Source organism: Geothrix sp. (genome assembly GCF_049292215.1).
Classification (GTDB): domain Bacteria; phylum Acidobacteriota; class Holophagae; order Holophagales; family Holophagaceae; genus Geothrix.
Window position 1 is genome coordinate 1 of sequence record NZ_JBATQW010000051.1, and the last position, 22,926, is coordinate 22,926.

The window sequence follows — 22,926 nt, forward strand, 5'->3', positions numbered from 1 at the left end:
GCCTGGCGCGCCCCGGCCCTGCTGCTGGCAGCCCGAGCCCACATGGAGTCCAGCCGGCCCGCCGAGGCCCGCGCGCTGCTGGAGCGTCTGCTGCTCGAACAGCCCGGCCAGCGGGAGGCCATTCATGATCTGCAGACTCTCGTGAAGGACGCGCAGCCACCCCCGCCGCCCAACCCGAAGAAGCCGCCCCCGCCACCCCCGCCCCGCCCCAGCATGGGCGCCCAGCAGGATGAGCTGGAAGGCCTCAAGCAGCGCCTGCCCAAACCCCCGAAAACCCCCGCGGGCGTGAAGGACCTTTGACCGGCCGTGAACTCACCTTGGCGTGGTGAAACAACGCGGCGGCCCGGAGGCCGCCGCGGATGAACGGACGATGGGAGGGCTTCGCCTATTTGCCGTTCAGCCAGGTGGCAAACTCGGCGCCGCTGCGGAAGGCTCCCACCTGGCGGCGGAGTTCCTTGCCGTTCTCGTCGAGGATCACCATGGTGGGGAACGCGGTCAGCTTGAAGGTTTCGGAAAGCCTGGTGCCTTCAGCAACAGGCGTGCCGTCCCGCTTCTGAACCAGCGCGGAAAAGGGCACCACCTTGGCCAAGGCGGCCTGGGCCTCCTGGGTGGGAAAGACATTCTTCTGAAGGTGCAGGCAGGGGCCGCACCACTCGGTCCACAGGTCCATGAAGACGACCTTCTTCTCGGCCTTGGCCCGCTTGAGGGCGGACTGATAGTCGTGCTCCCACTTGGCGGTGCCCGAGGCGAAGGCCGGGGCAACAATCAGCAGCAGGGCGGCGAGGGCTTTCATGCGTGGACTCCAGGGGATTGGCGGACGGGCCGCCGGGGTTTGGATGGTGGCAGATCGGCTTTTGTTCCAGGTTTCAGAATAACCGGGCTAATCCCCCCATTCACCGGCCCGTAATCCCAGGCAACCCGGCGAGTGCCGAATCCCAATCCTTCCAAGGAGGCCGCCCATGCGCGCCATCATGATCCCGCTGGCCCTGGCGGCCAGCCTCAGCCTTCCCCTGGCCGCCCAGAGCGCGCGGTTCATCAAGGTGGACATCGTCTCCAAGAGCATGATGCAACACCACCACAAGCAGAAGGGCGTGGACGGGCCCACCGAAGTCCACATCCGCATGCCCATCAGCCTGGCCAAGGGTGTGCTCGACATGGCTGGCGAGGGAGAGATCAAGGTCAACGGCGAGACAAAGAAGGGCATGAAGCCCGAACAGCTCCAGAAGCTGCTGTCCGACGCCAAGGCGGGCGACCTGCTCCTGGAAATCACCACGGACAAGGGCGATCACGTCCGCGTCACCGTCGAGTAACCGGGAGCCCCTCCGTGCATTGTCAAGCCCCGCTCCGGCGGGGCTTCTTCGTGTACGCTCGGAGCATGGAATCTTTGACCGAACTCCGAGTGCGCTACGCCGAAACCGATGCCATGGGCATCGTCCACCACGCGACCTATCCAGTCTGGATGGAACTGGGTCGCAGCGACTTCCTGCGCAACTTGGGGCAGAGCTACGCCGACTGGGAGGCCCGGGGCGTGCGGCTGGTGGTGAACGAGATCCGGGTGCGATTCCGGGCGCCAGCCCGCTACGACGAGCTGGTCCAGGTGCGGACCACCCTCCTGGAGACGGGACGGCGGCGCATCATCTTCGGCTACCGGATCGAACGGGCTGGCCTCCTCCTCGCCGAAGGAGAGAGCGTCCACCTCGTGGCTGGCTCAGACAACCGTGCCCGGGTGCTGCCGGACGACCTGCTGGCCCTGGTTCAGGGACGCTGAGACGGCTCTGGCCTGCCCATGCAGGTGGACATCAGGGCGCCCAGTGCGTCCATGACCCGACGGCGCTCTTCGCTGAAGGCATCCGTCTGGAAGCTCTGGAAGCTCACCAAACCAGAAGGGCGGGAGCCCCAGCCCAGGGGGACCCCGTACCAGGAGTGCGGAATGAGGCCTGTGGCCTGTTCTGCGGCCGTCAACAGGCTGCCCGCGGCATGCCCCTCCTCCATGGTGCGGATGTAGACGGGCCGACGCCCCGCCAGCACCCGTTCCGACAGTCCGGCCCGGTCCGACAAACGGCGGGAGGGGTGGTTCCGGGACCGTCCCCCCTCGTGGTACAGCACGAACTGGAGCTGGTCTTGGTCCCAGTCCGCCACGGCCACATAGAAGCAGGCCAGGCCGAGGGGCTTGAAGCTGACATCGAACAGGATCTGGGCCAGAGCCTGGTCGGACCCGCCCGGACGCATCCGCTCAAGGGCACCGAGCAGCAGGTCCCGGTCCTCGTCTAGGTGCCGGACCAGTTCCTGGGTGCCCTCCAGGCGGGTCTGGATGGCCCTGTTCTCAGCTTCCAGCTTCCGCAGACGTTCCTCACGCTCGGCCAGCGCCTCGTCCTGCTTGCTGCCGCCGAACAGGCTCATCAGGTCTCCGGAGGCTTTGGGTGGAAGGGAAAAGGTGGTTTCCTAGAACCATGAAGAAGATGCGGCGAACCCTGGCTCTGTTCAATACCCTGACGCGGCGGGTCGATCCCGTGGTTCCGGTGGAGGAAGGACGGATCTCCTTGTACACCTGCGGACCCACGGTCTACAACTACGCCCACATCGGCAATCTGAGAACCTTTCTCTTCCAGGACCTGCTGAAACGGACCTTTCGGGCCGCCGGGCACGAGGTCAGTCACTGCATGAACATCACGGACGTGGAGGACAAGATCATCCGCGACTCCCAGGGTGCGCTGCCGGCGGACGCCTCCAACGCCGAGCGGCATGCAGCCATGACGGCGCTCACGGACCGGTTCACCGCCATCTTCCTGGAGGACCTGGGCACACTGCGCATCCAGCGGGCGGACTTCCTGCCCAAGGCCACCGCCTACATACCCCAGATGATCCGGTTGATCCAGGCACTGGAGGCCAAGGGGCTGGCCTATGTGCGCGAGGGCAGCGTCTACTACCGGATTGCCGGTCTGCCCCAGTACGGCTGCCTGGCCCACCTGGACCGCGAGGGCATGCAGGCCGGGGCCTCGGTTGACGCGGATGAGTACGAGCGCGACTCGGTCACCGATTTCGTGCTGTGGAAGGCCACCAAGCCAGGCGAACCCTGGTGGGACAGCCCCTGGGGACCTGGCCGCCCTGGCTGGCACATAGAGTGCTCAGCCATGGGCATGGAGCTGCTGGGTGAGCGCTTGGACATCCACAGCGGCGGCGTCGATCTCATCTTTCCCCACCACGAGAACGAGATCGCCCAGAGCGAGGGCTGCCTGGGCCACCCCTGGGTCAACCACTGGGTTCACGGCGAATTCCTCATGGTCGAGGGCCAGAAGATGGCCAAGAGCCTTGGCAACTTCTTCACCCTCCGCGATCTAATCGAGAAGGGGGTGGATCCCACTGCGCTCCGCTACGCCATCCAGAGCAACCATTACCGCAAGGTGCTGAACTTCAGCTTCGAAGGCCTCCGTGCCGCGGAGAACTCGCTCAAGCGTATCCGGGCCTTCCGCACCCGGATGGAGGGTGATGGTCAGCCCGGTGGCGGCCCCTGGAAGGAGGCCTTCGATCCGTTGGCTCGTCTGGAGCAGGCCCGCGAGGCCTTCTGGTCGGCCATGGCGGATGACCTGAACACCCCCGAGGCCCTGGCGGCCATCTTCACCCTCATCAGCGACCTGAACGCCCAGGATGACCACGTTGCCTTGACCCGAGAGGAGCGGGACACCGTCGTGGCCTTCCTGGATGAGACCGACGCCATGTTCTCAGCCTGGCCCCACGCCACCGAAAGCCTGGATGCCGAAGTCGAGGCCCTCATCGATGCGCGGAGGGCCGCCAAGGCCGCCAGGGACTGGGCTGAGGCGGACCGGGTGCGCGATCAGCTGAAGGCCCTGGGCATCGTCCTGGAGGACCGCAAGGACGGCACCACCGGGTGGCGCCGGGCCTGAGAGTAGCCGCGGCTAACGGCTCAGGCGCTTGAGGGCAATCTGAATGAATTCCGGCGGTCCAGGCAGGAGCCCGGAGTCCGCGACAGCGTTCTGCCCTTCCTTGGTCAGGATGAACTGGATGAGCTCGTTGACAGGGGCCGGCAGGGGGGCGCCCGGCGTCCGGTTCAGGTAGGCGTAGTAGAGGCGGGGCATGGGGTATTTGCTGGTGGTGACGTTCTCCTGGTTCGGGAACCGGGCGTCCTCGCCGTGGTAGGGAACCACTGCCAGGACCTTGTTGGCGAAATACCATGAAGACATGGTGCCGATGGCGATGCCGGACTGGTCAGTCATCACGGCCTCGGCCAGGGCGGAGCCATCATCCCGGTCGTGGATGCCCGGCCGGAACTCCCCATTGAGCAGGACCTTTTCGCCAATGGAAGATCGCGTGGCGGAGCCTGCGGCGCGGGTGTAGGCCTGGATGGGAAGCTTCGTCCACTCGCCCTTGAGGCCCAGGTCGCCCCAAGTAACTGCCGGCGTTTTCGAACCACCCAGCCTCGTCTTGGAGTAGACGGCGTCAAGCTGCTCCATGGTGATGGAGGTGATGGGGTTGTTCTTGTTGACGAAGACGATGTTGGCATCGAGACAGACCGGAATGCGCATGGGCATGTAGCCGAACTTCGCCTGGAAGGCCTTGTTCTCCTCCGGCGTGAACTCCCGGGCCGAGATGACCAGGAGGCTTGAACCGTCCAGGAATCCCTTGATCGCCTCAGACGTGAGCTTGGAGCGATAGATCAGGTTGGCCTCAGGGTGGACCTTCCGGAAAGCGGCCGCCCACTCGTCGCCGAGGTCGGAGAGGGCATCCGTGCCGACCAGATCGATGGGTCCCTTGACCTGGACCCGGGGCTGATAGGTGGGGATGGTGGCGGGAACCTTGGCTCGGGGCTGGGCCGTCTGGGCAGACAATGCCCCAAACCCGCAGACCCCTGCCGCCAGGATCAGGACTGGAACCAGTCGAGCATGGTGCGTTCTCATGGGAATCCTCTCGAAGGATGTCCGCACCCAGAATGCCACCATACGTTCTGGCCTTCACGATGCAGACTGAAAGCTCTGACCCTGAGCAGGAGCTATTTAGATGCCCTGCGGGTCATGATCGTACACCCACCAACTCGACTCCCTGGCCATGGCCCAGGAATGGTGATGAAGGTCACGGCCGATGCTGAGGCACCAGGCTGCCCGGACTGGAGACCGCCGAATCCCCGGCAGCTTGGGGTGCAGCCCTGCCTCCTGTAGACTGGAAGCAGACCCCCAGCCCCAGACCCCTGGAAACTCAATGGATTCGCCATGCCCGGTGCCACGCGCTGCTTCGCCCTCGTCAGCCTCAGCCTGATCTGCGGTCTGGCTCTCCACTCCCAAGACGGGAAGAAAAGCCTGCCCGCTCCCCACGCCAAGGCGGGGGTGCACTGCTTCGACTGCCACCAGGAGGAGAAGCCCACCAAAAAGGCGGTGGCTGCGGAGTCCTGTATGACCTGCCATGGCGACTACCCGGCCATGAAGGCCCTCACCAAGGACGCCAAGCCCAATCCTCACGACTCCCATGTGGGCGAGATCCCCTGCATCGAGTGCCATCGCCAGCATCAACCGCCAGTGGTGAAGTGCCTCGAGTGCCATGCGGGGAAGTTCAAGTTCAATCTGCGCTGAGGCCTCACCCGTTCAGCAGGGCTTCGGAGACCTCCGCCGGGGGCAGGTCCTCCAGGCACTGGCGGCGCTGGCAGGCCCGTTCCCGGCAGGGGGCACAGGCGATGCCGGTGCGGAGGACCCCACCGGCCCCGGCTGGCAGCCCGGCGACCACCGGGTCGCTGGATCCGTAGAGCCCCAGGGCGGGAACACCAAGGACCACGGCCAGATGCAGCAGGCCGGTATCGGGCGCGACCACCCGGTCTGCCTGCCGGAGGGCCGAGGCCAGCTGCCAGAACCCCATCCTGGGCAGAGCCTCGACGCCCGTGGCCTCTGGCAGCCAGGAGCGGAGGTCCTCCTCCTCAGGCCCAAGGGACCAGCGGAGGTCAAGGCGCCCTCTTAGTCCTTCCGCCAGGGTCAGCCAGTGCCGGAGGGGCCACCGCTTGATGGCGCCCCGGCGGGAGGCGCCAGGCACCAGCACAATCCGGGGCTTCGCATCCTGATGCCAGATCATGCCTGGATCCGGGAGATCCACAGACTTCAGGACCGGGTGGAACCGCCCGAGGCCCTGAATGCCGCGGCTGAGGCCGAAAGCCTCCGCCAAGCCGAGCGCCTGGTCGTACCGGGTCTGGTGTCGGAATGGCATGGGGTGGGTTTGGAATGATCCGGCGAACTCCTTGGTGACACCGTCTCCCCATCGCTCCTCGATCCCGGCGAACCGGGGGATGAGCCCTGCCTTGAGGATGCCGTGGAAATCCAGGCTGGCCTCCCCACCCCTCACCAGGGCGGCCACACGCTTCAATTCACCAAATGCAGAGAGAGGATTTGAAAGTCTCTTCCTGCGGACGATGACCGGCTCAAGCCAGGGAAGCGGCTCCAGGAGGAAGGTGTGGCGATCTTCCACCACCGCCCTGAACCGGGCTTCGGGAAACGCCGCATGTAGGTTGGCCCAAGCGGGCAGCACCCGGAGGATGTCGCCGAGGGCGGAGAGGCGGAGCAGAACCAGATCCATCCTTCCATCCTAATTCGTTACGCTGGAGGCATGAGCATGCAGCCTTTCGCCAAGGACCAGACCAAGAACCCGCCCCCGAAGAACTGGCTGGATCGGCTGTTGCGGCGCTTCGGTCGCATTGCCTACGGTCTGGCGGTCCTGCTGATGTACACCCTCGCCTCCACCGCTCTGGGCCTGGCTCTGGCCCCGGCGCTGTGGATCTGGTCCCGGCTCCACGCCTGGGCGGTCCCGCTGGCAGGCCCCCTGCCCTGGATCGTGTCGGGATTCGCGCTGGCCCTCTGCTTCTTCATCTTCGGCCTGATGCTCCTGCTGGTCGTCCCGCTCTACAATTGGGTCCTTCCCACCCGGGTGAAGCCCTTCAAGGGTGGCTATTACACCCTGCATGCCCTGCCCTGGTTTCTCCATAACGGCCTCTTCTATCTGGTGCGCTTCACCTTCCTGCCCTTCGTGACGCTCACCCCCTTCGGTGTCTGGTTCCTGAAGGCCATGGGCATGAAGATCGGCCGGCACGCCTTCATCAACACGGAATACATCAGCGATCCTCAGCTCATCAGCGTCGGCGACGACGCGGCCCTGGGCGGTAGCGTCCGCATCTTCGCCCACTATGGCGGTGGGGGGAACCTTGTCATCGCCCCGGTCACCGTGGGCCACCGCGCCACCCTGGGCCTAGCCTGTTGCGTCATGGGGGATGTCGTCATCGGGGACGATGCCACGATCCTGCCTGAGAGCGTGGTGCTGCCTGGGAGCCGGGTGGGGGCTGGGGAGACCTGGGGCGGGGTCCCCGCGCGCCGGATCGAGCGCGAGGAGATGGACCGGATCAAGGCCGAGATCCGAGGCATGGCTGAAACCTTGGGGTGACCCCGCCCAGGCCAGTCAGGCGAGTGGCGGTGCTACTCAAGCCCATCCCGCCTGTGACCTCTGGCCAGTCAGGACTAGGCAAGTCCCGAGAATCCCGCGACAATCCAAGCTTCTCCCAAGGGGCTCCCCCCTTTCCTCATTGGTCCAAACGATGCGCACATCCGCCCTCCTCAGCTCGGTCCTTCTTTCTGCGGCCCTCCTGGCCCAGGCGCCAGCGCCCTCTCTGGGCGACCGCGTCAAGGCCGAAAGGCCCGCGGTGGAACAGCTTCTGGCCGACCTCAAGCACTCGGAGGCCTTGAAGCGGGCTGAGGCCCTGCTGCCCGCCACCCGCCCCGCCTTTGACAAGAAGGACAACTCGACCCTCGTCCAGAGCTGCTCGGCCAACCTCGACATGGCCGAGGCCCTCCGCCTGGCGGCCGAGGCCGCCGATGCTTCCGGAGCCTGGGAGAAGGCCCTGGAGTATGCCAAGGCCGCCAAGTCGCTGGCCAATGAGTGCTATGCCGGCGTGAAGGAACCCTTCACCCAGACCGTGGCCTACTACAAGCAGGCGGGCCTCCGGGCCCAGCAGGTGCTGGACGAGAACGACGCCCGCATCAAGGAGCTGAAGGGCAAGAGCGCCCTGGATCCTGGCGAGCGCCAGGAGCTGGACCTGGCCCTCGGGGTCGAGAAGGAAGTGGTGGACTGCGCCAAATGGATGAAGTTCTTCCAGACCTACCTGGATGTCACCAAGCGGGAGGACGGGGCCTATGACCCCCTCGTGAAGGTGATGGAAGAGAAGCTCAAGAGCGAAGCCGACCAGATCGCCGACTACAAGGCTGGCAAAGGCGAAAAGACCAAGTGGGTGGAAGCGGTCATCTCCACCCCCGCCTACCTTGAGCGTTTTCCGGAAAAGGCCGGCAAGGCACAGTGGCTGAACCGCCTGGCCTTCCTTGATCCCGAGAACCGGAAGGTCCAGCACCAGTTGGATGTCCTGAACGGCAGGGCGGTGGCCACCCCCGCCAAGAAGGGAAAGAAGAGCTGATCGTCCCCGGGGCCTGTACCCTGAGGGCATGACCCGACGCTCCACTCCCCGTATCCCCGTCCGCAGTCCGGCCCGCACTCCCGATCGACGCCCCCCAACGGAAGCCCCGAAGCCCATGGCCTCGGGGCTTCGTCCGTACGAGACCTTCGAAGCCACCTTCCTGGGACACCCTGAGGGCGCCGGAGGCTTCCTGAGGATCCTCGGGGCGCCCAAGGGGCCCCGCATGGACCTGCTCGTGGACTGGCGGGATGCCCACGGCGCCATCCATGGCGACCGCGTGGTGGCCGAAGTGAATGGCGAAGGCTGGGATGGCCGCCTCAAGGCCCGGGTCCTCGAGATCAAGGGCCGCGGGGAGATCCCCCTGCCCGGAATCCTGCAGAGGCAGCCCTGGGGCTGGCGGGTGGTGCCCCTGGAGCCGCGCCTGGCCCAGATCATCGCCGTGCCGCCCACGGACCTAGCCGAAGATGGTGAGCTCGTAAGCGTGAAGCTGGACACTGATCCCGAGGCCAAGCAGCTGCACGGAACGGTGGTCGCCAGGCTCGGGAAGAAGACCGACCTGAAGATTGAGAACAAGCTCACGGCGGCACTGTTCAACCTACGCACGGAGTTTCCGGACGCGGTCATGCGCGAGCTGGCACCCTTCCCCACCAGCATTCCGGCTGAATGGATCCAAGACAGAGAGGACCTCCGCGAGACCCTCACCTGCACGGTGGACCCTCCCACCGCCAAGGACTTCGACGACGCCATCAGCCTGGAGGTGCTGTCCAAGTCCGAAGGTGGTGGCTGGCTACTGGGCGTGCACATCGCCGACGTGAGCCACTACGTGGCCGAAGGTGGCCCGCTGGATGAAGAAGCCCGCCTGCGGGGCACCTCGGTCTATTTCCCCGATGAAGCCATCCCCATGATCCCCGAACGCCTCAGCGGCGACCTCTGCAGCCTCCGCGAAAGGGTGGACCGCCTCACCATGACGGCCTGGATGACGATCTCGCCGGATCTCGAAGTGGTGGAAACGCGGCTTTCGGAGAGTGTCATCTGCAGCGCGAAGCGCCTCACCTATGACGAGGTGAAGGACGCCTGCATCGACCTGTCGAAGCGCAAGCGGGCCGAGCTGGGCGAGCCCCTGTGCGGCCTCCTCGACGAGGCCTTGGTGCTGTCCCGTCGCCTCACCCAAGTGCGCCTGGGCCGGGGCGCCATGAACCTGGACACGGAAGAGGCCGAGTTCATCTTCGACGAGGAGGGGCGCCCGGTGGATGCCCGCCGGTATCCGCGCCATGACGCCCACCGCATGATCGAGGAGTTCATGCTGCTGGCCAACGAGACGGTGGCTCGTTTCTTCACCCGGAAGAAGATCCCCTCGATCTACCGCATTCACGATGAACCCGATGCCCTCAAGCTCGAGATCTTCGCGGAGGTGGCCCGCACCTTCGGCCTGCTCAAGCCCAAGGAGACGCCCACCCCCGAGCACCTCAACGCCATGCTCGACAAAATCCGGGGCGGCCCCCTGGAGGCCATGATCAACACCCTCCTGCTGCGCAGCCTGAAGAAGGCCGAGTACAACGTCGACAACATCGGCCACTCGGGTCTGGCGCTTCAGGACTACCTGCACTTCACGAGCCCCATCCGCCGCTATCCGGATCTCATCGTCCACCGCCTGCTCCGGAAGGTGCTTCGCGGCCAGAAGCTGCCCGAGGGCCTGCACAGCCAGCTGGCGGTGCTCGCCAAGGGCGCCAGCGACTGTGAGCAGAAGGCCACGGAGGCTGAGCGCGAGAACGACAAGTGGAAGGCCTGCCTGCTCATGAAGTCCCGCATCGGCCAGCGCTTCAAGGGCCGCATCCAGGGTTTCTCCGCCAAGGTCATGTTCGTCACCCTCGAGTCGCCCTTCGTGGAGGTGGGCGTGCCCCTGGCGGCCCTGGGGGGCAACTTCTGGGTCGATGAGCACCGCACCAAGGCCACGGGCCAGCGGGGCATGGTGGTGCTCACCATCGGTGATGCGGTGGAGGTAGAGATCACCACCGTGGACGAGGACCTCCGGCGCGTCAGCGCCTGGGTCACCGAGGCCAAGGCCCAGGATGCCCATGGCAAGGTCCTCCAGTTCGTGCCGATGCTCGCAGCACCCGCGGTGCTGAGAGAAGGTGACCTGGAGAAGCCCCGGCGGGGAGCCCAAACCCGATCCGGTGAGCCGCGCCCCCGGCGCGACACGACCTCAAAGCAACGTCCACCGAAGAAGGCCCGTGTCACCGCCGGGAAATCCCGCGAGGCCAGCCCCAAGCCACCGAAGGGCAGTGTCCGGGGCACCGGCAAGCGGAAGGGACGGTGATCGTCCCTCCCTCGCCCATGCGCTGCCTGGGGGTTGATCCCGGCTCCCTGGCCTGTGGCTGGGCCGTGGTGGAGCGCTTCGGATCCCGGCTGACCCTGGTGGAGGCGGGGGTCATCCGGAATCCCAGAGGCACCGACTTCGATCAGCGGGCCCTGCTCATCCACCGCCGTCTGTCCGAGGCCATCGCCGCCCACCAGCCTAGCTTCATGGCGGTGGAATCCCCCTTTGTGGAGAAGAATGCCGCCACGGCCCTGAAGCTCGGCCAGATCCGCGGGGGCATCCTCCTGACGGCGGCCCTGCACGGCCTGCCGGTGGGCGACTACAACCCCATGCAGGTGAAGAAGGCCGTCAGCGGCTATGGCTGGGCCGACAAGGGCCAGGTGGGGAAGATGGTGATGACCCTGCTGAACTTGAAGGAGCCCTTGGCGGCCGACGCGGCCGATGCGGCGGCCGTGGCCATCGGCCACCTGCTGGCCAGCCGGAGGGCCTGAACCGGGCCTTGGACGACCTGGATGTCATGTTTTTCAATGACTTCGGAAAGTGTCACGGCGGTCGTGACAAAATACTTCGTAACTCATGACATTTCTTGTGATGCCTATCACTAGCCTTAGTCACAAGCAAACACGATCATGTTGTCCAGGAAGCCCACGGAGCCGCCATGCACATGGACACCACAGCACGCCAGCACAACCCGGCCTTCTGGACCACCGCCGAGCGCCTGCATGAGGTGTTCAACCAGCTTGAGCGCCAGATGAGCAGCTCCCCCAGCGGCCTCGCCGTCCTCCGCCAGGTCCAGGCCCTCGAAGCCGAACTCGAAGCCGAGGTCATGCATCGCAGCCGCCGAGTCCACGCCGCCTGATTCCGCACCCCTCCCACCCCATGAAAAGCCCGGCGTCGCCGGGCTTTTTCGTATCAATCAGTCCAACTGTCTGTCGGCTACTGGAGTTCACGGTACTCGACAACCATCGCTCCTCCACCTGAGGCCATCAAGCCCGAGCCTGGCTCTGCCGAGCTTGGGCGCGGGGGCCAGGGGGGAGGCTCCTGGTCCGCGCGCCAAAAGCGCGTGGGAGCAACGCAAAGCGCTGCGATACCTGGAGGCGCGGAAGCAAGGAAGCCCCTGACAAGGAAAGGGCACCCCGAAGGGTGCCCAGTAGTCTCGGCCCCATAAAGCTCTGGCCGGAAGGGGCTGGCGAAAACGGTCGCCCCGCAGGAGGAAGGAGTGGCTCTTCCCAACCCAAAGGCTAGGCCTGGCACCCCCTTCCACAAGGGGCAGAAGACATTCAATCTTCGTGCCGCACTGTTCCGGGTCGATACGCCGTGTAGGCCGGCACCCACTGGGCCCTGGTCACCACTGCGGCGATCTGGTCGTCGTCGAGGAGGCGTCCCAGGCCCGCGTTGCGGGCCTCGATGCCGACCGCCTTGGCCACCGCGGCGGATACGCGACGGATGTCCTTCATTTCGGGCAGCAGCAGTCCCATGGCTTCCTGTTCCGGCGTGACGAACGTGCTGATGGCCTTGCTGGCCGCAAGGAACATCCCGTCCGTCACGCGCGTGGCCTTGAAGACCAGGGCGCCAAGGCCGACGCCGGGGAAGATGTACATGTTGTTGCACTGGGAGGCCTGGAGGGTGTGTCCCTTCCAGTCCATGGGCTCGAAGGGGCTGCCCGTTGCCACCAGGCCCTTGCCGTCTGTGGCCTTCCAGACAGCCTCTGGCGTGCACTCGCACTTGTGAGTCGGATTGGATAGAGCCAGCACGATGGGCCTGTCGGAATGCTTCGCGGTCTCTGCGAGGATCGCCTCGCTGAAGAGGCCCGGCTGGGCCGTGACCCCGATGAGCACCGTGGGATGGGCATTGCGGATGACATCCTCGAGGCCGATGCGGGAGGGGGTGTCCAGCCTCCAGCCATCGACCGCGGCTCGCCGCTGGGCCAGGGGTTCCTGCGGCCCCTCCAGGAGGGGATCTCCCTCAATGAGCAGACCCTGCATGTCCACGGCGAAGATGCGCTTGCGGGCCTCCTCGTCAGTCAGTCCCTCCTCCTTCAACATCGCGCGGATGTTCATGGCGATGCCGGTGCCGGCCTGGCCCATGCCGACGATGACGTAGCGCTCATCCTGGAAGCGGCTCTGCTTGATGCGCATGCCCGTCATCAGGGCTGCCAGGGTCGTGGAGCCGGTGCCCTGGATGTCGTCGTTGAACGAGAGGATGCGCTCGCGGTAGCGGTCCAGGTTCTTGAAGGCGGTCTGCTTGGCGAAGTCCTCCCACTGCAGCAAGGCACCTGGGAAGTTCCGCTTCACACCCAGAACGAACTTTTCCACCAGCTCCTCGTATTCCGCGCCTCTGAGTCGCGGCCTGCGGATGCCCAGGTAGAGCGGATCATCCAGCAGCCTGGGGTTGTTGGTGCCCACGTCCAGGGTGATGGGAAGGGTGACTCCGGGGTGCACGCCGCCGGCGGCCACGTAGAGGCTGACCTTGCCCACGGGGATGCCCATGCCGTCCGAGCCCAGGTCGCCTAGGCCCAGGATGCGCTCGCCGTCAGTCACCACGATGAGGTTCACCTGGGGCTGCGACAATCCATGGAAGATCTGGTCGATGTTCGCGATGTTCTCGGGCGTGATGTAGATGCCCCGGAAGCGGCGCTGGATATGGCTCAGCTGCATGCAGGCCTGACCCACGGTGGGCGTGTAGATGATGGGGACCATCTCGTCCAGGTGGTCCTGGAGGAGGCGGTAGAACAAGACCTCGTTGCGGTCCAGGAGGCCCGAGAGGTAGATGTAGCGCTCCATGTCGTCGGGCTTGCGCAAGAAGGCCTCGTAGGTGCGGTCCAGCTGGGATTCCAGCGTCGCGATGCCGGGCCGCAGCATCCCGTCCAGTCCCAGGCTCAGCCGCTCCTCCTTGGTGAAGGCCGAGGCCTTGTTCAGGTGGGGATTGTTCAGGAGCTGCCGCCCCCGAAGGTAGACCTCGTAGTATTCCTCGCCCGTCAGAGGGTCGATCCTGAGCACGAAGTTCTTCATGGCTGCCCCTTGTCTGCCACGCCACGCCCGGATCCGACAGATCCCTGGTTCCGGTTTAGGCGGAGCTGAATGGTAAAATCAGTGTATCCACCCGCTGGAGGGACAGGATCACATCGGAGCCGGGGCGTCCTGGAGCAGGTCCCCGAGTTCCCGGCTGGTTCCCACCGGAGCCGCACAGGTCCTGCCCCGGCACACGAAGGCCAGGGGCCTTCCCGGGCTCAGGCCCCGGCCTTCGTGCAGGGGCAGCAGCTGATCACCAGAGACCGAGAGCACCCGGCCCGGCAGGAAGCGCCGGTGCACTTCCTTCAGCATGTCCTGCACGATGGGATCTTCGGGATGGCCGGACAGGGCCACATCCAATGGATCCCTCTGGACGAGGTCCAGCACGCCAAGGAGGCCGAGAAAGGCCCTGGGGGTGCGCGCCATCCAGGGTCCGAAGCATTGGAGGGTCCCCTCGGCCGCGGACCGGAAGTCCTCTCGCTGCAGGTGGCGGGACAACCGGAGCAGCGCCCGGGAGGCCAAGGTGTTGCCGCTGGGAATGGCGTTGTCGAAGCCGGGCTTCTGCCGGAACAGCAGATCTGGCTGGTCCGCCTCCGTGCTGTAGAACCCGCCATCGACCGGGTCATGGAACCGCGCCAGCATCGCCTCACCGAGCGTCTCGGCCCAGCGCAGCCAAGCAGGATCGAAGTCCGCCTCGAAGAGGTCCACCAGCCCCTCCACCACGGCCGCATGGTCTTCCAGGAAGGCCGAGGTGTGCGCCCGGCCCTGGCGCCACACCCGCAGCAACCTTCCCTCCCGCCAGAGATCCGTGTGCAGGAAGGTCGCGCAGGCCTGGGCTGCTTCCAGGTACCGCGCGTCGCCCAGCACCTGGTAGCCCCGGGCCAGGGCCGACAGGGCAAGGCCGTTCCAGGCGGCCAGCACCTTGTCGTCCTTTCCGGGCCGCACGCGCCGGTCCCGCCAGAGCCGGAGCTTCTCCCGAAGCCGTTGATCTTCTTCCTCGGGAAGCGAAGCTTCCCGAGCACAGGAAAAGCGGTGGACCACGCTGGCCCCATGCTCGAAGTTCCCTCCCGGCGTGATTCCGAAGGCCGCGCAGAACCGCTCCCCATCCGTCGGGCCGAGGGCCTCCCGCACCTCGGCGGGGGTGAACGCGTAGAACCTGCCCTCTTCCCCCTCGCTGTCCGCATCCTCGCTGGAGTGGAAGCCGCCGCTGGGGTCGCGCAGGTCCCGCAGCAGGTAGTCCAGCGTCTCCGTGGCCACTGCCGCGTAACGGGACTCGCCGGTGGCCTGGAAGGCTGTCAGGTAGCAGCCGGCCAGCTGGGCGTTGTCGTAGAGCATTTTCTCGAAGTGGGGCACCAGCCACTGGCCGTCCACGCTGTAGCGGGCGAAGCCGCCGCCCAGGTGGTCGTACATGCCGCCTTCCCACATGGCATCCAGGGTGCGGAGGGCCATGGCCCGATCCGCCCCAGTGCCCCGGGCCAGGAGCAGGTCCACCGCCATCTGTTGAGGAAACTTCGGGGCCGGGCCGAACCCGCCCCAGCGCGCATCGAAGCCCCTGCGGAGCTGGTCCAGGGCCGAGTCCAGGCTGGCATCCCCGGGCTGCGTGCTACCAGCCTCCACCGTGGCCTGCCGCCGCAGCTCGGCGGCGAGCGCAGCCGCGTGCCCCACGACCCCGGCACGCTCCTCCTGCCACAGCTGGGAGATGCGCTTGAGCAGGGGGACGAACCCCGGCATGCCGCCGCGGGGTTCGGGCGGGAAGTAGGTGCCGCCGTAGAAGGGCTGCAGGTCCGGCGTGAGCCACACGCTCATGGGCCAGCCACCTCGCCCCGTCAGGGTCTGCACCGCGTCCATGTAGAGATCGTCCAGGTCGGGCCGCTCCTCCCGATCCACCTTGATGCTCACGAAGTGCGCATTGAGCACCTCGGCCACGGCGGGGTTCTCGAAGCTCTCGCGTTCCATCACATGGCACCAGTGGCAGGCGCTATAGCCAATGCTGAGGAAGATCGGCTTCTGTTCCGCCCGGGCCCTCGCCAGGGCCGCCTCGCCCCAGGGGTGCCAGTCCACGGGGTTGTGGGCGTGCTGGAGCAGGTAGGGACTGAGGCTTTCCGAAAGGTGGTTGGGCATTATCCCGACTCCATCGGTCAGGATTATGCCTGAGGATCCTGTTTCCACACGGGGAAAGTCCTCGACGCCACCTACAATGGTCGTTTGGTCCCCGCCGGAGTCCCATGTTCGACAGCCTCACCCAGAAGCTCAGCCAGGCCATGAAGGCCCTCCGAGGCCAGTCGAAGCTCACCGAAGCCAACCTCGAGGCCGTGCTGCGGGAGGTGCGCATGGCCCTGCTGGAGGCCGACGTCCACGTGAGCGTGGCCCGCACCTTCCTGCAGCGGGTGAAGGAGAAGGCCCTCGGCGCCGAGGTGATGCAGGGCCTCAACCCGACCCAGGCCTTCATCGACATCGTCCACCACGAGCTGGTGGAGATCATGGGCGGCCAGGCCCCCGAGCACCCCATCACCTTCGCGTCGAAACCGCCTACGGTGGTGATGATGGTGGGCCTCCAGGGTGCGGGCAAGACCACCACCTGCGGCAAGCTGGCGGTGTTCCTCAAGAAGCTCGGGCGCTCCCCGCTGCTGGTGCCGGCCGACGTCTACCGCCCCGCGGCCATCGAGCAGTTGCATGTGGTGGCGAAGGATGCTGGCGTGCCCTCCTATCACACGGAAGAGAGGGATCCCGTCGCCATCTGCGCCGCCGCCGTGGCCGAGGCCCGGCTGAAGGGCTGGGATGTGGTGGTGCTCGACACCGCCGGCCGCCTGCACCTGGATGAAGGACTCATGGAGGAGCTGGTCCGGATCAAGGGCGCCACCGCTCCGGACGAGATCCTCTTCGTGGCGGACGCCATGACCGGCCAGGACGCGGTGCGCAGCGCCACGGCCTTCCACGAGAAGCTGGGCATCACCGGGGTGGTGCTCACCAAGACCGACGGCGACACCCGCGGCGGCGCGGCCTTCAGCATCAAGCAGGCCACGGGCCAGCCGCTCAAGTTCGTGGGTGAGGGAGAGAAGCTGGAAGACTTCCAGCGCTTCCACCCCGACCGCATGGCCCAACGGATCCTGGGCATGGGCGACGTCCTGAGCCTCATCGAGCATGCCAAGGACAGGATCGACGAGAAGGAAGCCGAGGGCATGGCCAAGCGCCTTGCCAAGAACCAGTTCACCCTCGAGGACATGCGCAAGCAGTTCCAGCAGGTGCAGAAGCTGGGCTCGATGCAGAAGATCCTCGGGTTCATGCCCGGCATGGGCCAGATCAAGGAGCAACTGGCGTCGGTGGCAACGGACAAGCGCATCAAGCACCTCGAGGCCATCATCAACTCCATGACCCCGGCCGAACGGAACAACCACAACCTGTTGGACGGGAAGCGCAAGCGCCGCATCGCCACTGGCTGCGGCCGTCCGGTCCACGAGATCAACCAGCTGCTGAAGCAGTTCCTGGAGACGAAGAAGATGATGGGCCAGATGAACGATCCCAAGTTCATGGCCCGGATGCAGCGCATGGCCAAGATGGGCGGCGGCCCCAACCTTCCCTTCTAGGAGACCATGCCTCTTCTGCGCTCAGCCAAGGTCCCACAGGGCATCTGGATCGCGCTGATCCTGGTATTGCTTGGCCTGGTGGCAATGGTCGCGATGGTGGCCCGGCGTGAGCCCCCGGGGCGCGTCTTGATCCTGGCATCAACCCTCGATGACGAAGGGAGGAACGCCGGTCCCGGCATGGAGACCCTCCTCTCGGACTGCATGGAGGTCCTGACCGGAGTGATGGTCACCCACGCCTCCTCCCTCCCGTCTCCGGGGGATCTCCAACGGCTGCCTTCTGACACACGCCTGCTCCGGTTCACGGGAAAAAGGATTGGCCAGCAGCTGGCCATGACCCTGGAGTGGAACACGGTGGCTCAGCTCCGATCCGGAAAGCCCTGGATCCAGGACCTGCTGCCCCCGCAGGAGCCCGCGCAGGCGATGCGGCACATCGTCCAGCACTGGCCCCTTCGTCTGCAATTCCGGCAGCTGGATGCCCTGGTCCCGAATGCTGCCTCGAATTTCTGGATCCTGCTGGAGAGCCTGGCCATCCGGGACGACCAGAACGCCGCTGCCCACCTGGAGATCACCCAACGGTTCGTCGAGGCGGAACCCCGGTGCGCGACCGGGTGGACCGTCCTGGGAGACCACCTCTACCGGAGCTTGTGGGTGGATCCACGGCAGGCTGGCGTCGGCCTGAACTCCCGCACCCACCATGCCTTCCAGAAGGCCGTGGAGCTGGTCCCCGGCCACCCGAGAGCCACGTTCCTCTGGTCGATGATGTTGACCGACACCGGAAACCAGAGGATGGCCCTGCAGGCCCTCAGGGGTTCGATCCGCCTGCGGCCCGACCAGCCGGACCTCTACCTCGGGATCGCCTACGCCAGCCGGACCTCAGGGCTGCTCGAAGTGGCCCGCAGGGCCCTGTCCCGGCGGGGCACCTTGCTGGGTCCCCTGGCCTCCCCCTCGGCCTGGTTTGCGGAGACCACCTACCTTTACCTGGGCGATCTGAACGCCTTCGGCCAAGAACTTGCGCGAGCAGGATCCCTCCGCCAGGACGCCAGCCTCCTCTTCTACAAAGGCTACTTTGCCCTCCTCCAGGGGCAGGACAAGCAGGCCCTGGGGTTCATGCGAGCCGGCAGCGCTCCAGACATGGCGCCGACCCATTTCCGCGACCTCTGCCGCGTCTACCGCGCCTACCTAGAAGGCAGGCCCAAGGACGGCCTGGTCGAGCTCCGGGAGATGGACGAGATCCGCGGCAAGCTCCACATCCCGGATGGAGAGTGGACGTTCAAAGAGGCGGAAGCCTACGCCATCCTCGGTGATGCCGACCGCGGCGTGGATTGCGCCACCCGGGCCTTTGTGCAGGGCTTCAGCTGTGCCGCCTGGTATGAACGCTCCCCCTTCCTGGCCAAGGTCCGGGCGCACCCCCGCTGGCCGACCCTGCGGCGCAACATCCGGGAACGGCAGGCTGTGCTGGAGGGAAGCTTCCCGCCCTCGGCCTTCGAGCCCTGAATTTGAGCTTGGGAAAGGGGGCTTTCCGCGCTACACTTTCCTGCTCAGGGAGTGCCCATGCTTTCGATCCGTCTTGCTCGCAATGGTGCCAAGAAGCGCCCGTTCTACCACATCGTCGTTTCCGAGAATGACCGCATCCCCACCGGCCAGGCCTTGGAAGTGCTGGGCTTCGTGAATCCCATCGCCGGCGCCGGCGAGGCGGTCCGCATCGACGTGGAGAAGGCCAAGTCCTGGCTCCAGAAGGGGGCTCAGCCCTCCAAGACCGTCCTCGACCTGTTCAAGAAGAACCAGGTCCTCTAGCCCGTCTCAGATCCACGAAAGCCGGGCCAGTGGTCCGGCTTTTCTTGTTCCATGCGGAGCGACCATGAACCTCGAAGCCTTCCTACGCGATGTGCTGACGCCACTGCTGGACCAGCCTGACGCCCTCCGGGTGGAAATCTCGGGTGACGGTCGCAGGCGCGACGTGCTGGTCTTCGCCGACCCCCAGGACCGCGGCCGCATCATCGGGAAGCACGGCCGCATGATCTCGGCCCTGCGCACCCTCTGCAAGACCGCCGGCGAGAAGGCCGGTCTGTCGGTGGATCTCGAGCTGTACGACGGGGACGAGCAGGGGGCCTGATGCTGCTCGCCGGCCACCTCGCCAAGATCCAGGGGCTCAAGGGCGAGTTCCTGTTTCACGCCCTCATGGACAAGCCGGAGCGCCTGGAGGGCATGACAGGACTCGTGCTCGCCCCGCCCCTTCAGGACCTTGAGCAGGGTGAGATGGCCCCGCCTGCCCGCGGCATTACGTTGCGCACCTTTCGCTGGCACCAGGACCGGCCCTGCCTCGCCTTCGCCGGCCTGCCGGACCGGACGGCGGCGGAGCCCTTCAAGGGCTGGGCCCTGTGGATGCCCGAGGCCGAAGCGACCCTGGACGAAGGCGAGAGCTTCCGCCACCAGTGGATCGGCTGCGAGGTCTTCCTGGCCGGCCGCAAGGTCGGAGAGGTCCTGCGCCTCGACCCTGGGCCGGCGGGCTACGACATGGTGGTGATGCGGGACCTGCGGCCCGGCCGCACTGGCCAGCGCGACATCCCCTACATCAAGGCCTGGTGGACCCTGGATCTGCCCAATCGCCGTCTGGATCTGGATCCCCCCGAGGGCCTGCTCGACGTGAACCAGGTCGGGGACTGACCCATGGGCCCCCGGCTGGAGCGCCTCAGGCAGACCGTCGGGATGCGCCTCTTCGGCTGGCTGAAGATCCCTCTGCTGGCTTCGGTCCGTCCCAGCGTCGTGGAACTCAGCGAGACCCGCTGCGTCATCAAGGTGCCTCTGCGTCGCTGGTCGAAGAACCACCTGGGCTCCATGTACTTCGGGGCGCTGGCCATCGGGGCCGACTGCGCCGGCGGCCTGCTGGCCATGGACCAGATCAAGCGCTCCGGTGGCGGGGTGAGCCTGGTCTTCAAGGCCTTCCAGGCGCAGTTCCTCAAGCGCCCCGAGTCGGATGTCTATTTCACCTGCGAGGAGGGGCAGGCCATCCGCGACCAGGTCCGGCGGGCCTTGGACTCCGAAGAGCGCATCACCAAGCCCATGCACATCCAAGCCGCCGTGAAGCTCCCGGACGGCAGCTTTGAACCGGTGGCGGAGTTCACGCTGGAGCTGAGCCTGAAGCGAAGGACCTAGGCGGCTCGCAGCTGCAGCAGGAACTTCTGGATGCCCGCCAGGAGCATTTCGATGGCGATGGCTGTCAGCACCAGGCCCATGAGCCGCTCGAAGGCCATGGTGACCTGCTCACCCAGGAAGTCGGCGATCTTCTCTGCGAAGCCCAGCACCACGGCGGAGATGGCCATGGCCACGGACAGGGCGCCCAGCCACTCCCAAAGGCGATGGGGTTCCCGGCTCACCAGGAGCAGCACCGTGGCGATGGCAGAAGGGCCCGCGATGAAGGGGATGGCCAGGGGCACCAGGAAGGGCTCCCCGTGGAGCTGATGGTCCGAACGACCACCAGGCTGGGGAAAGACCATTTTCAGCGCGATCAGGAAGAGGATCACCCCGCCAGCGATGCCCAGGGACGTGTCCGTGAGGTGCATGAGCTTCAGGACCCGCTGTCCGAACAGCGCGAAGAAGACCAGGATGGCAAAGGCGAACAGCACCTCCCGGACGATGATCCGCTGGCGCCGGGCCGGATCCACCTGGCGCAACAGCCCCACGAACAGCGGGATGTTGCCCAGGGGATCCGTGACCAGCACCAGGAGGACGATGGCCGAGATGAAGGAGGACGAGTCCATCTACTTGAGGTCGATCTCAAAGGCCAGGCGGGCGTAGACACCCCGGGGATCGTTCAGAGCCGACACCCGCTCCAGCTGCAGCTTGAAGGCCTCCGCCAATGCGTCCACGGGGCCTGGCTTGGCCAGCTTCCGCGATTTCCCCTGGCTGAGGTTCCTGAGAAGGTCCTTCAGGGCATCAGGCTCGCGCTCGGGCCCGGCCACGTAGAAGTCGTTCTCGGCCTTGGCCATCTTGGCGGCGTGCTTCAGGGCCGCGCCCAGGCCACCGATCTCATCCACCAGGCCCAGTTTGACGGCCTCGCGGCCGGACCAGACCCGGCCCTGGGCGATCTCGTGGACGGCCTCCTTCTTCATCTTCCGGCTGTCGGCCACCTTCGCCACGAACTGCTCGTAGATGTGGTCCACCAGACCCTGGATCCGGTTCAGCTCCAGATCGTTCTTGGGACGGGTCAGGGTCATGGGGTTGGCCAGCTTCGCGGTCTGCACGCTGTCCCAAGTGATGCCGTGGCCGTTGGCGAGCTTCTTCACGTTGGGGAGGAGGCCGAAGACCCCGATGGAGCCCGTGATGGTGGTGGGCTCGGCGAAGATGCGGTCGCCATAGGTGCTGATCCAGTAGCCGCCGGAGGCCGCCAGGTGGCCCATGGAGATCACAAGGGGCTTCACCTTCTTGGTGAGCACGACTTCCCGCTGGATGAGCTCCGAGGCCGAGGCGCTGCCGCCAGGGCTGTTCACGCGCAGCACCACCGCTTTGACCCGCTCATCCAGGCGCAGGCGCCGCAATTCCCGGCTCAGCTTCTCGCCACCAATCTGGCTGGACTTGCCTTCCCCATCCACGATCTCGCCTTCCGCCACGAGCACGGCGATGCGGGTCTTCCCTGATTTCGCCTCGGCCGGGATCCCGGCGTAGGTGGCCAGGGTGATCTGGGGAAAGTCCTTGTCCTTGGGCTGCTTCCCCGCGAGCTTCTTCAGCTCATCGAGCACTTCGTCGTAGGGTGCGATGCGATCCACCAGGCCCAGCTTCTTGGCGTCTTCAGCTTCGATCAGTCCGCGCTCGTCAGCGATGGTCTGAAGCTCGGCGGGCAGTTTCTTGCGGTCCTTGGCGACCGTGTCCTTCCACTCGCCCCAGATGTCATCCAGCAGCATCTGGATCTGCTCGCGGTTGGGATCGCTCATGCGGTCGGTGATGAAGGGCTCCACCGCGCTCTTGTACTTGCCCACGCGGGTGACCTGAACCTCCACGCCGTACTTCTTGAACGCCTCGCCGAAGAACATGGGCTCGCTGGCCAGACCGTTCACCTCCATCTCGCCGAAGGGGTTGATGAACACGGTCGTGGCGCCCGCGGCCAGGTAGTAGTCCCGCTTGCCCCAGCCCAAGTTGTAGGCCAGCACCGGCTTCTTCGCCTTGAACCGCTGGATGGCCTCCCGCAGCTCCCGCAGCTGGGCCGGGCCCGCGCCCTGGAGGTTCCCCGTGAGGAACAGGGCCGTGATGCGGGAATCCGAGGCCGCCCGGTCGAGGGCCTCGATGGCTACCGGCAGCACCTGGTTGCGGGCGCCGCCGCCACCCATGGCCTCGCTGATGGCCTCGCTGGGGTCAGTGTCACGGTCGCCATCCGATAGGCTCGTGTCCAGGTCGAAGACCAGCACGGCCTTGCCCGGCACGGTCGGCTTGCTCGAGGAGCCAACGGCCGCCAGCAGGCCGAAGAACAGCACGAACGCCAAGCCCCCGGCCACCATCAGGGCCAGGAGGGTGGCGAAGAAACTCTTGAAGAAGTCCTTCATGACGGCTCCGGAGAAGATCTTTCAGGATGGCAGA

General features: G+C 66.1%; 24 protein-coding genes. 16 read left to right on the forward strand and 8 right to left on the reverse strand.

Annotated features, from left to right (window positions below):
• Positions 1 to 300: tetratricopeptide repeat protein (locus WAS25_RS08420; RefSeq protein ID WP_422311078.1), on the forward strand; the 300-nt coding region annotated here is incomplete at its 5' end.
• 85 nt (positions 301 to 385) lie between these two features.
• Here WAS25_RS08420 and WAS25_RS08425 read toward each other — a convergent pair.
• The gene (locus WAS25_RS08425) at positions 386 to 793 is read right to left on the reverse strand and encodes a thioredoxin family protein (protein ID WP_422311079.1); all 408 of its coding nucleotides are present in this window, start codon (positions 791 to 793) and stop codon (positions 386 to 388) included.
• Between the two features lie 166 nt (positions 794 to 959).
• Here WAS25_RS08425 and WAS25_RS08430 point away from each other — a divergent pair, with 166 nt between their 5' ends.
• A complete protein-coding gene (locus WAS25_RS08430) occupies positions 960 to 1,310 on the forward strand; it encodes a hypothetical protein (protein ID WP_422311080.1) in 351 nt (116 codons plus the stop codon).
• 65 nt (positions 1,311 to 1,375) lie between these two features.
• Positions 1,376 to 1,768, forward strand: coding sequence for an acyl-CoA thioesterase (locus WAS25_RS08435; RefSeq protein ID WP_422311081.1), 393 nt, complete (start codon positions 1,376 to 1,378; stop codon positions 1,766 to 1,768).
• Here the strand turns inward: WAS25_RS08435 and WAS25_RS08440 are convergent.
• Complete coding sequence (locus WAS25_RS08440) at positions 1,756 to 2,400, reverse strand: hypothetical protein (RefSeq protein WP_422311082.1); 645 nt, start codon at positions 2,398 to 2,400, stop codon at positions 1,756 to 1,758. The genes WAS25_RS08435 and WAS25_RS08440 overlap by 13 nt on opposite strands.
• Before the next feature lie 50 nt (positions 2,401 to 2,450).
• Between WAS25_RS08440 and cysS the strand changes: the two genes are divergently transcribed.
• Positions 2,451 to 3,902 carry a cysteine--tRNA ligase gene (gene cysS, locus WAS25_RS08445; RefSeq protein WP_422311083.1) on the forward strand — a complete coding sequence of 484 codons (1,452 nt, stop codon included), beginning with the start codon at positions 2,451 to 2,453 and terminating at the stop codon, positions 3,900 to 3,902.
• 12 nt (positions 3,903 to 3,914) lie between these two features.
• Here the strand turns inward: cysS and WAS25_RS08450 are convergent, their stop codons facing one another.
• Entirely contained in the window at positions 3,915 to 4,913 is a 999-nt protein-coding gene (locus WAS25_RS08450; protein WP_422311084.1) for a PstS family phosphate ABC transporter substrate-binding protein, read from the reverse strand.
• A gap of 309 nt (positions 4,914 to 5,222) precedes the next feature.
• On the opposite strand from WAS25_RS08450, the gene WAS25_RS08455 reads away from it, so the two are divergent.
• Positions 5,223 to 5,579: a cytochrome c3 family protein gene (locus tag WAS25_RS08455; RefSeq protein ID WP_422311085.1), complete on the forward strand. Its 357-nt coding sequence runs from the start codon at positions 5,223 to 5,225 to the stop codon at positions 5,577 to 5,579.
• Positions 5,580 to 5,583: 4 nt separating this feature from the next.
• Here WAS25_RS08455 and WAS25_RS08460 read toward each other — a convergent pair whose 3' ends face one another.
• Positions 5,584 to 6,567 (reverse strand): glycosyltransferase family 9 protein, encoded by a 984-nt coding sequence (locus WAS25_RS08460; protein WP_422311086.1) that lies wholly within the window; start codon positions 6,565 to 6,567, stop codon positions 5,584 to 5,586.
• Between the two features lie 30 nt (positions 6,568 to 6,597).
• On the opposite strand from WAS25_RS08460, the gene WAS25_RS08465 reads away from it, so the two are divergent.
• The 5 genes from WAS25_RS08465 (at position 6,598) to WAS25_RS08485 (ending at position 11,622) form a co-directional block, all read left to right on the forward strand.
• On the forward strand, positions 6,598 to 7,425 hold the full coding sequence (locus WAS25_RS08465; protein WP_422311087.1) for a hypothetical protein: 828 nt from the start codon (positions 6,598 to 6,600) through the stop codon (positions 7,423 to 7,425).
• Positions 7,426 to 7,576: 151 nt separating this feature from the next.
• The gene (locus WAS25_RS08470; RefSeq protein WP_422311088.1) at positions 7,577 to 8,446 is read left to right on the forward strand and encodes a hypothetical protein; all 870 of its coding nucleotides are present in this window, start codon (positions 7,577 to 7,579) and stop codon (positions 8,444 to 8,446) included.
• Positions 8,447 to 8,474: 28 nt separating this feature from the next.
• Positions 8,475 to 10,763 (forward strand): ribonuclease R family protein, encoded by a 2,289-nt coding sequence (locus tag WAS25_RS08475; protein WP_422311089.1) that lies wholly within the window; start codon positions 8,475 to 8,477, stop codon positions 10,761 to 10,763.
• Positions 10,760 to 11,254: a crossover junction endodeoxyribonuclease RuvC gene (ruvC, locus tag WAS25_RS08480; RefSeq protein WP_422311090.1), complete on the forward strand. Its 495-nt coding sequence runs from the start codon at positions 10,760 to 10,762 to the stop codon at positions 11,252 to 11,254. The genes WAS25_RS08475 and ruvC overlap by 4 nt, the downstream gene beginning before the upstream one ends.
• 167 nt (positions 11,255 to 11,421) lie before the next feature.
• Entirely contained in the window at positions 11,422 to 11,622 is a 201-nt protein-coding gene (locus WAS25_RS08485) for a hypothetical protein (RefSeq protein WP_422311091.1), read from the forward strand.
• A 421-nt stretch (positions 11,623 to 12,043) separates the two neighbouring features.
• Here WAS25_RS08485 and WAS25_RS08490 read toward each other — a convergent pair whose 3' ends face one another.
• Positions 12,044 to 13,774, reverse strand: coding sequence for an NAD-dependent malic enzyme (locus WAS25_RS08490; protein ID WP_422311092.1), 1,731 nt, complete (start codon positions 13,772 to 13,774; stop codon positions 12,044 to 12,046).
• A 108-nt stretch (positions 13,775 to 13,882) separates the two neighbouring features.
• Entirely contained in the window at positions 13,883 to 15,895 is a 2,013-nt protein-coding gene (locus tag WAS25_RS08495; protein ID WP_422311093.1) for a thioredoxin domain-containing protein, read from the reverse strand.
• A 104-nt stretch (positions 15,896 to 15,999) separates the two neighbouring features.
• Between WAS25_RS08495 and ffh the strand changes: the two genes are divergently transcribed.
• The 6 genes from ffh to WAS25_RS08525 all read left to right on the forward strand — a co-directional run bounded on the left by ffh (position 16,000) and on the right by WAS25_RS08525 (position 20,511).
• On the forward strand, positions 16,000 to 17,358 hold the full coding sequence (ffh, locus tag WAS25_RS08500) for a signal recognition particle protein (RefSeq protein WP_422311094.1): 1,359 nt from the start codon (positions 16,000 to 16,002) through the stop codon (positions 17,356 to 17,358).
• A gap of 6 nt (positions 17,359 to 17,364) precedes the next feature.
• Positions 17,365 to 18,852 (forward strand): hypothetical protein, encoded by a 1,488-nt coding sequence (locus WAS25_RS08505; RefSeq protein WP_422311095.1) that lies wholly within the window; start codon positions 17,365 to 17,367, stop codon positions 18,850 to 18,852.
• Between the two features lie 57 nt (positions 18,853 to 18,909).
• Complete coding sequence (rpsP, locus tag WAS25_RS08510) at positions 18,910 to 19,152, forward strand: 30S ribosomal protein S16 (protein ID WP_422311096.1); 243 nt, start codon at positions 18,910 to 18,912, stop codon at positions 19,150 to 19,152.
• A 64-nt stretch (positions 19,153 to 19,216) separates the two neighbouring features.
• Positions 19,217 to 19,471 carry a KH domain-containing protein gene (locus WAS25_RS08515; RefSeq protein ID WP_422311097.1) on the forward strand — a complete coding sequence of 85 codons (255 nt, stop codon included), beginning with the start codon at positions 19,217 to 19,219 and terminating at the stop codon, positions 19,469 to 19,471.
• Complete coding sequence (locus WAS25_RS08520; RefSeq protein WP_422311098.1) at positions 19,471 to 20,022, forward strand: ribosome maturation factor RimM; 552 nt, start codon at positions 19,471 to 19,473, stop codon at positions 20,020 to 20,022. Before WAS25_RS08515 ends, WAS25_RS08520 begins: the two co-directional genes overlap by 1 nt.
• 3 nt (positions 20,023 to 20,025) lie before the next feature.
• Complete coding sequence (locus WAS25_RS08525) at positions 20,026 to 20,511, forward strand: DUF4442 domain-containing protein (protein WP_422311099.1); 486 nt, start codon at positions 20,026 to 20,028, stop codon at positions 20,509 to 20,511.
• On the opposite strand, the gene WAS25_RS08530 is transcribed toward WAS25_RS08525, so the two are convergent.
• Complete coding sequence (locus WAS25_RS08530) at positions 20,508 to 21,116, reverse strand: MarC family protein (protein ID WP_422311100.1); 609 nt, start codon at positions 21,114 to 21,116, stop codon at positions 20,508 to 20,510. The two genes, WAS25_RS08525 and WAS25_RS08530, sit on opposite strands and share 4 nt — an antisense overlap.
• The gene (gene sppA / locus WAS25_RS08535; RefSeq protein WP_422311101.1) at positions 21,117 to 22,892 is read right to left on the reverse strand and encodes a signal peptide peptidase SppA; all 1,776 of its coding nucleotides are present in this window, start codon (positions 22,890 to 22,892) and stop codon (positions 21,117 to 21,119) included.
• Between the last annotated feature and the right edge of the window lie 34 nt (positions 22,893 to 22,926).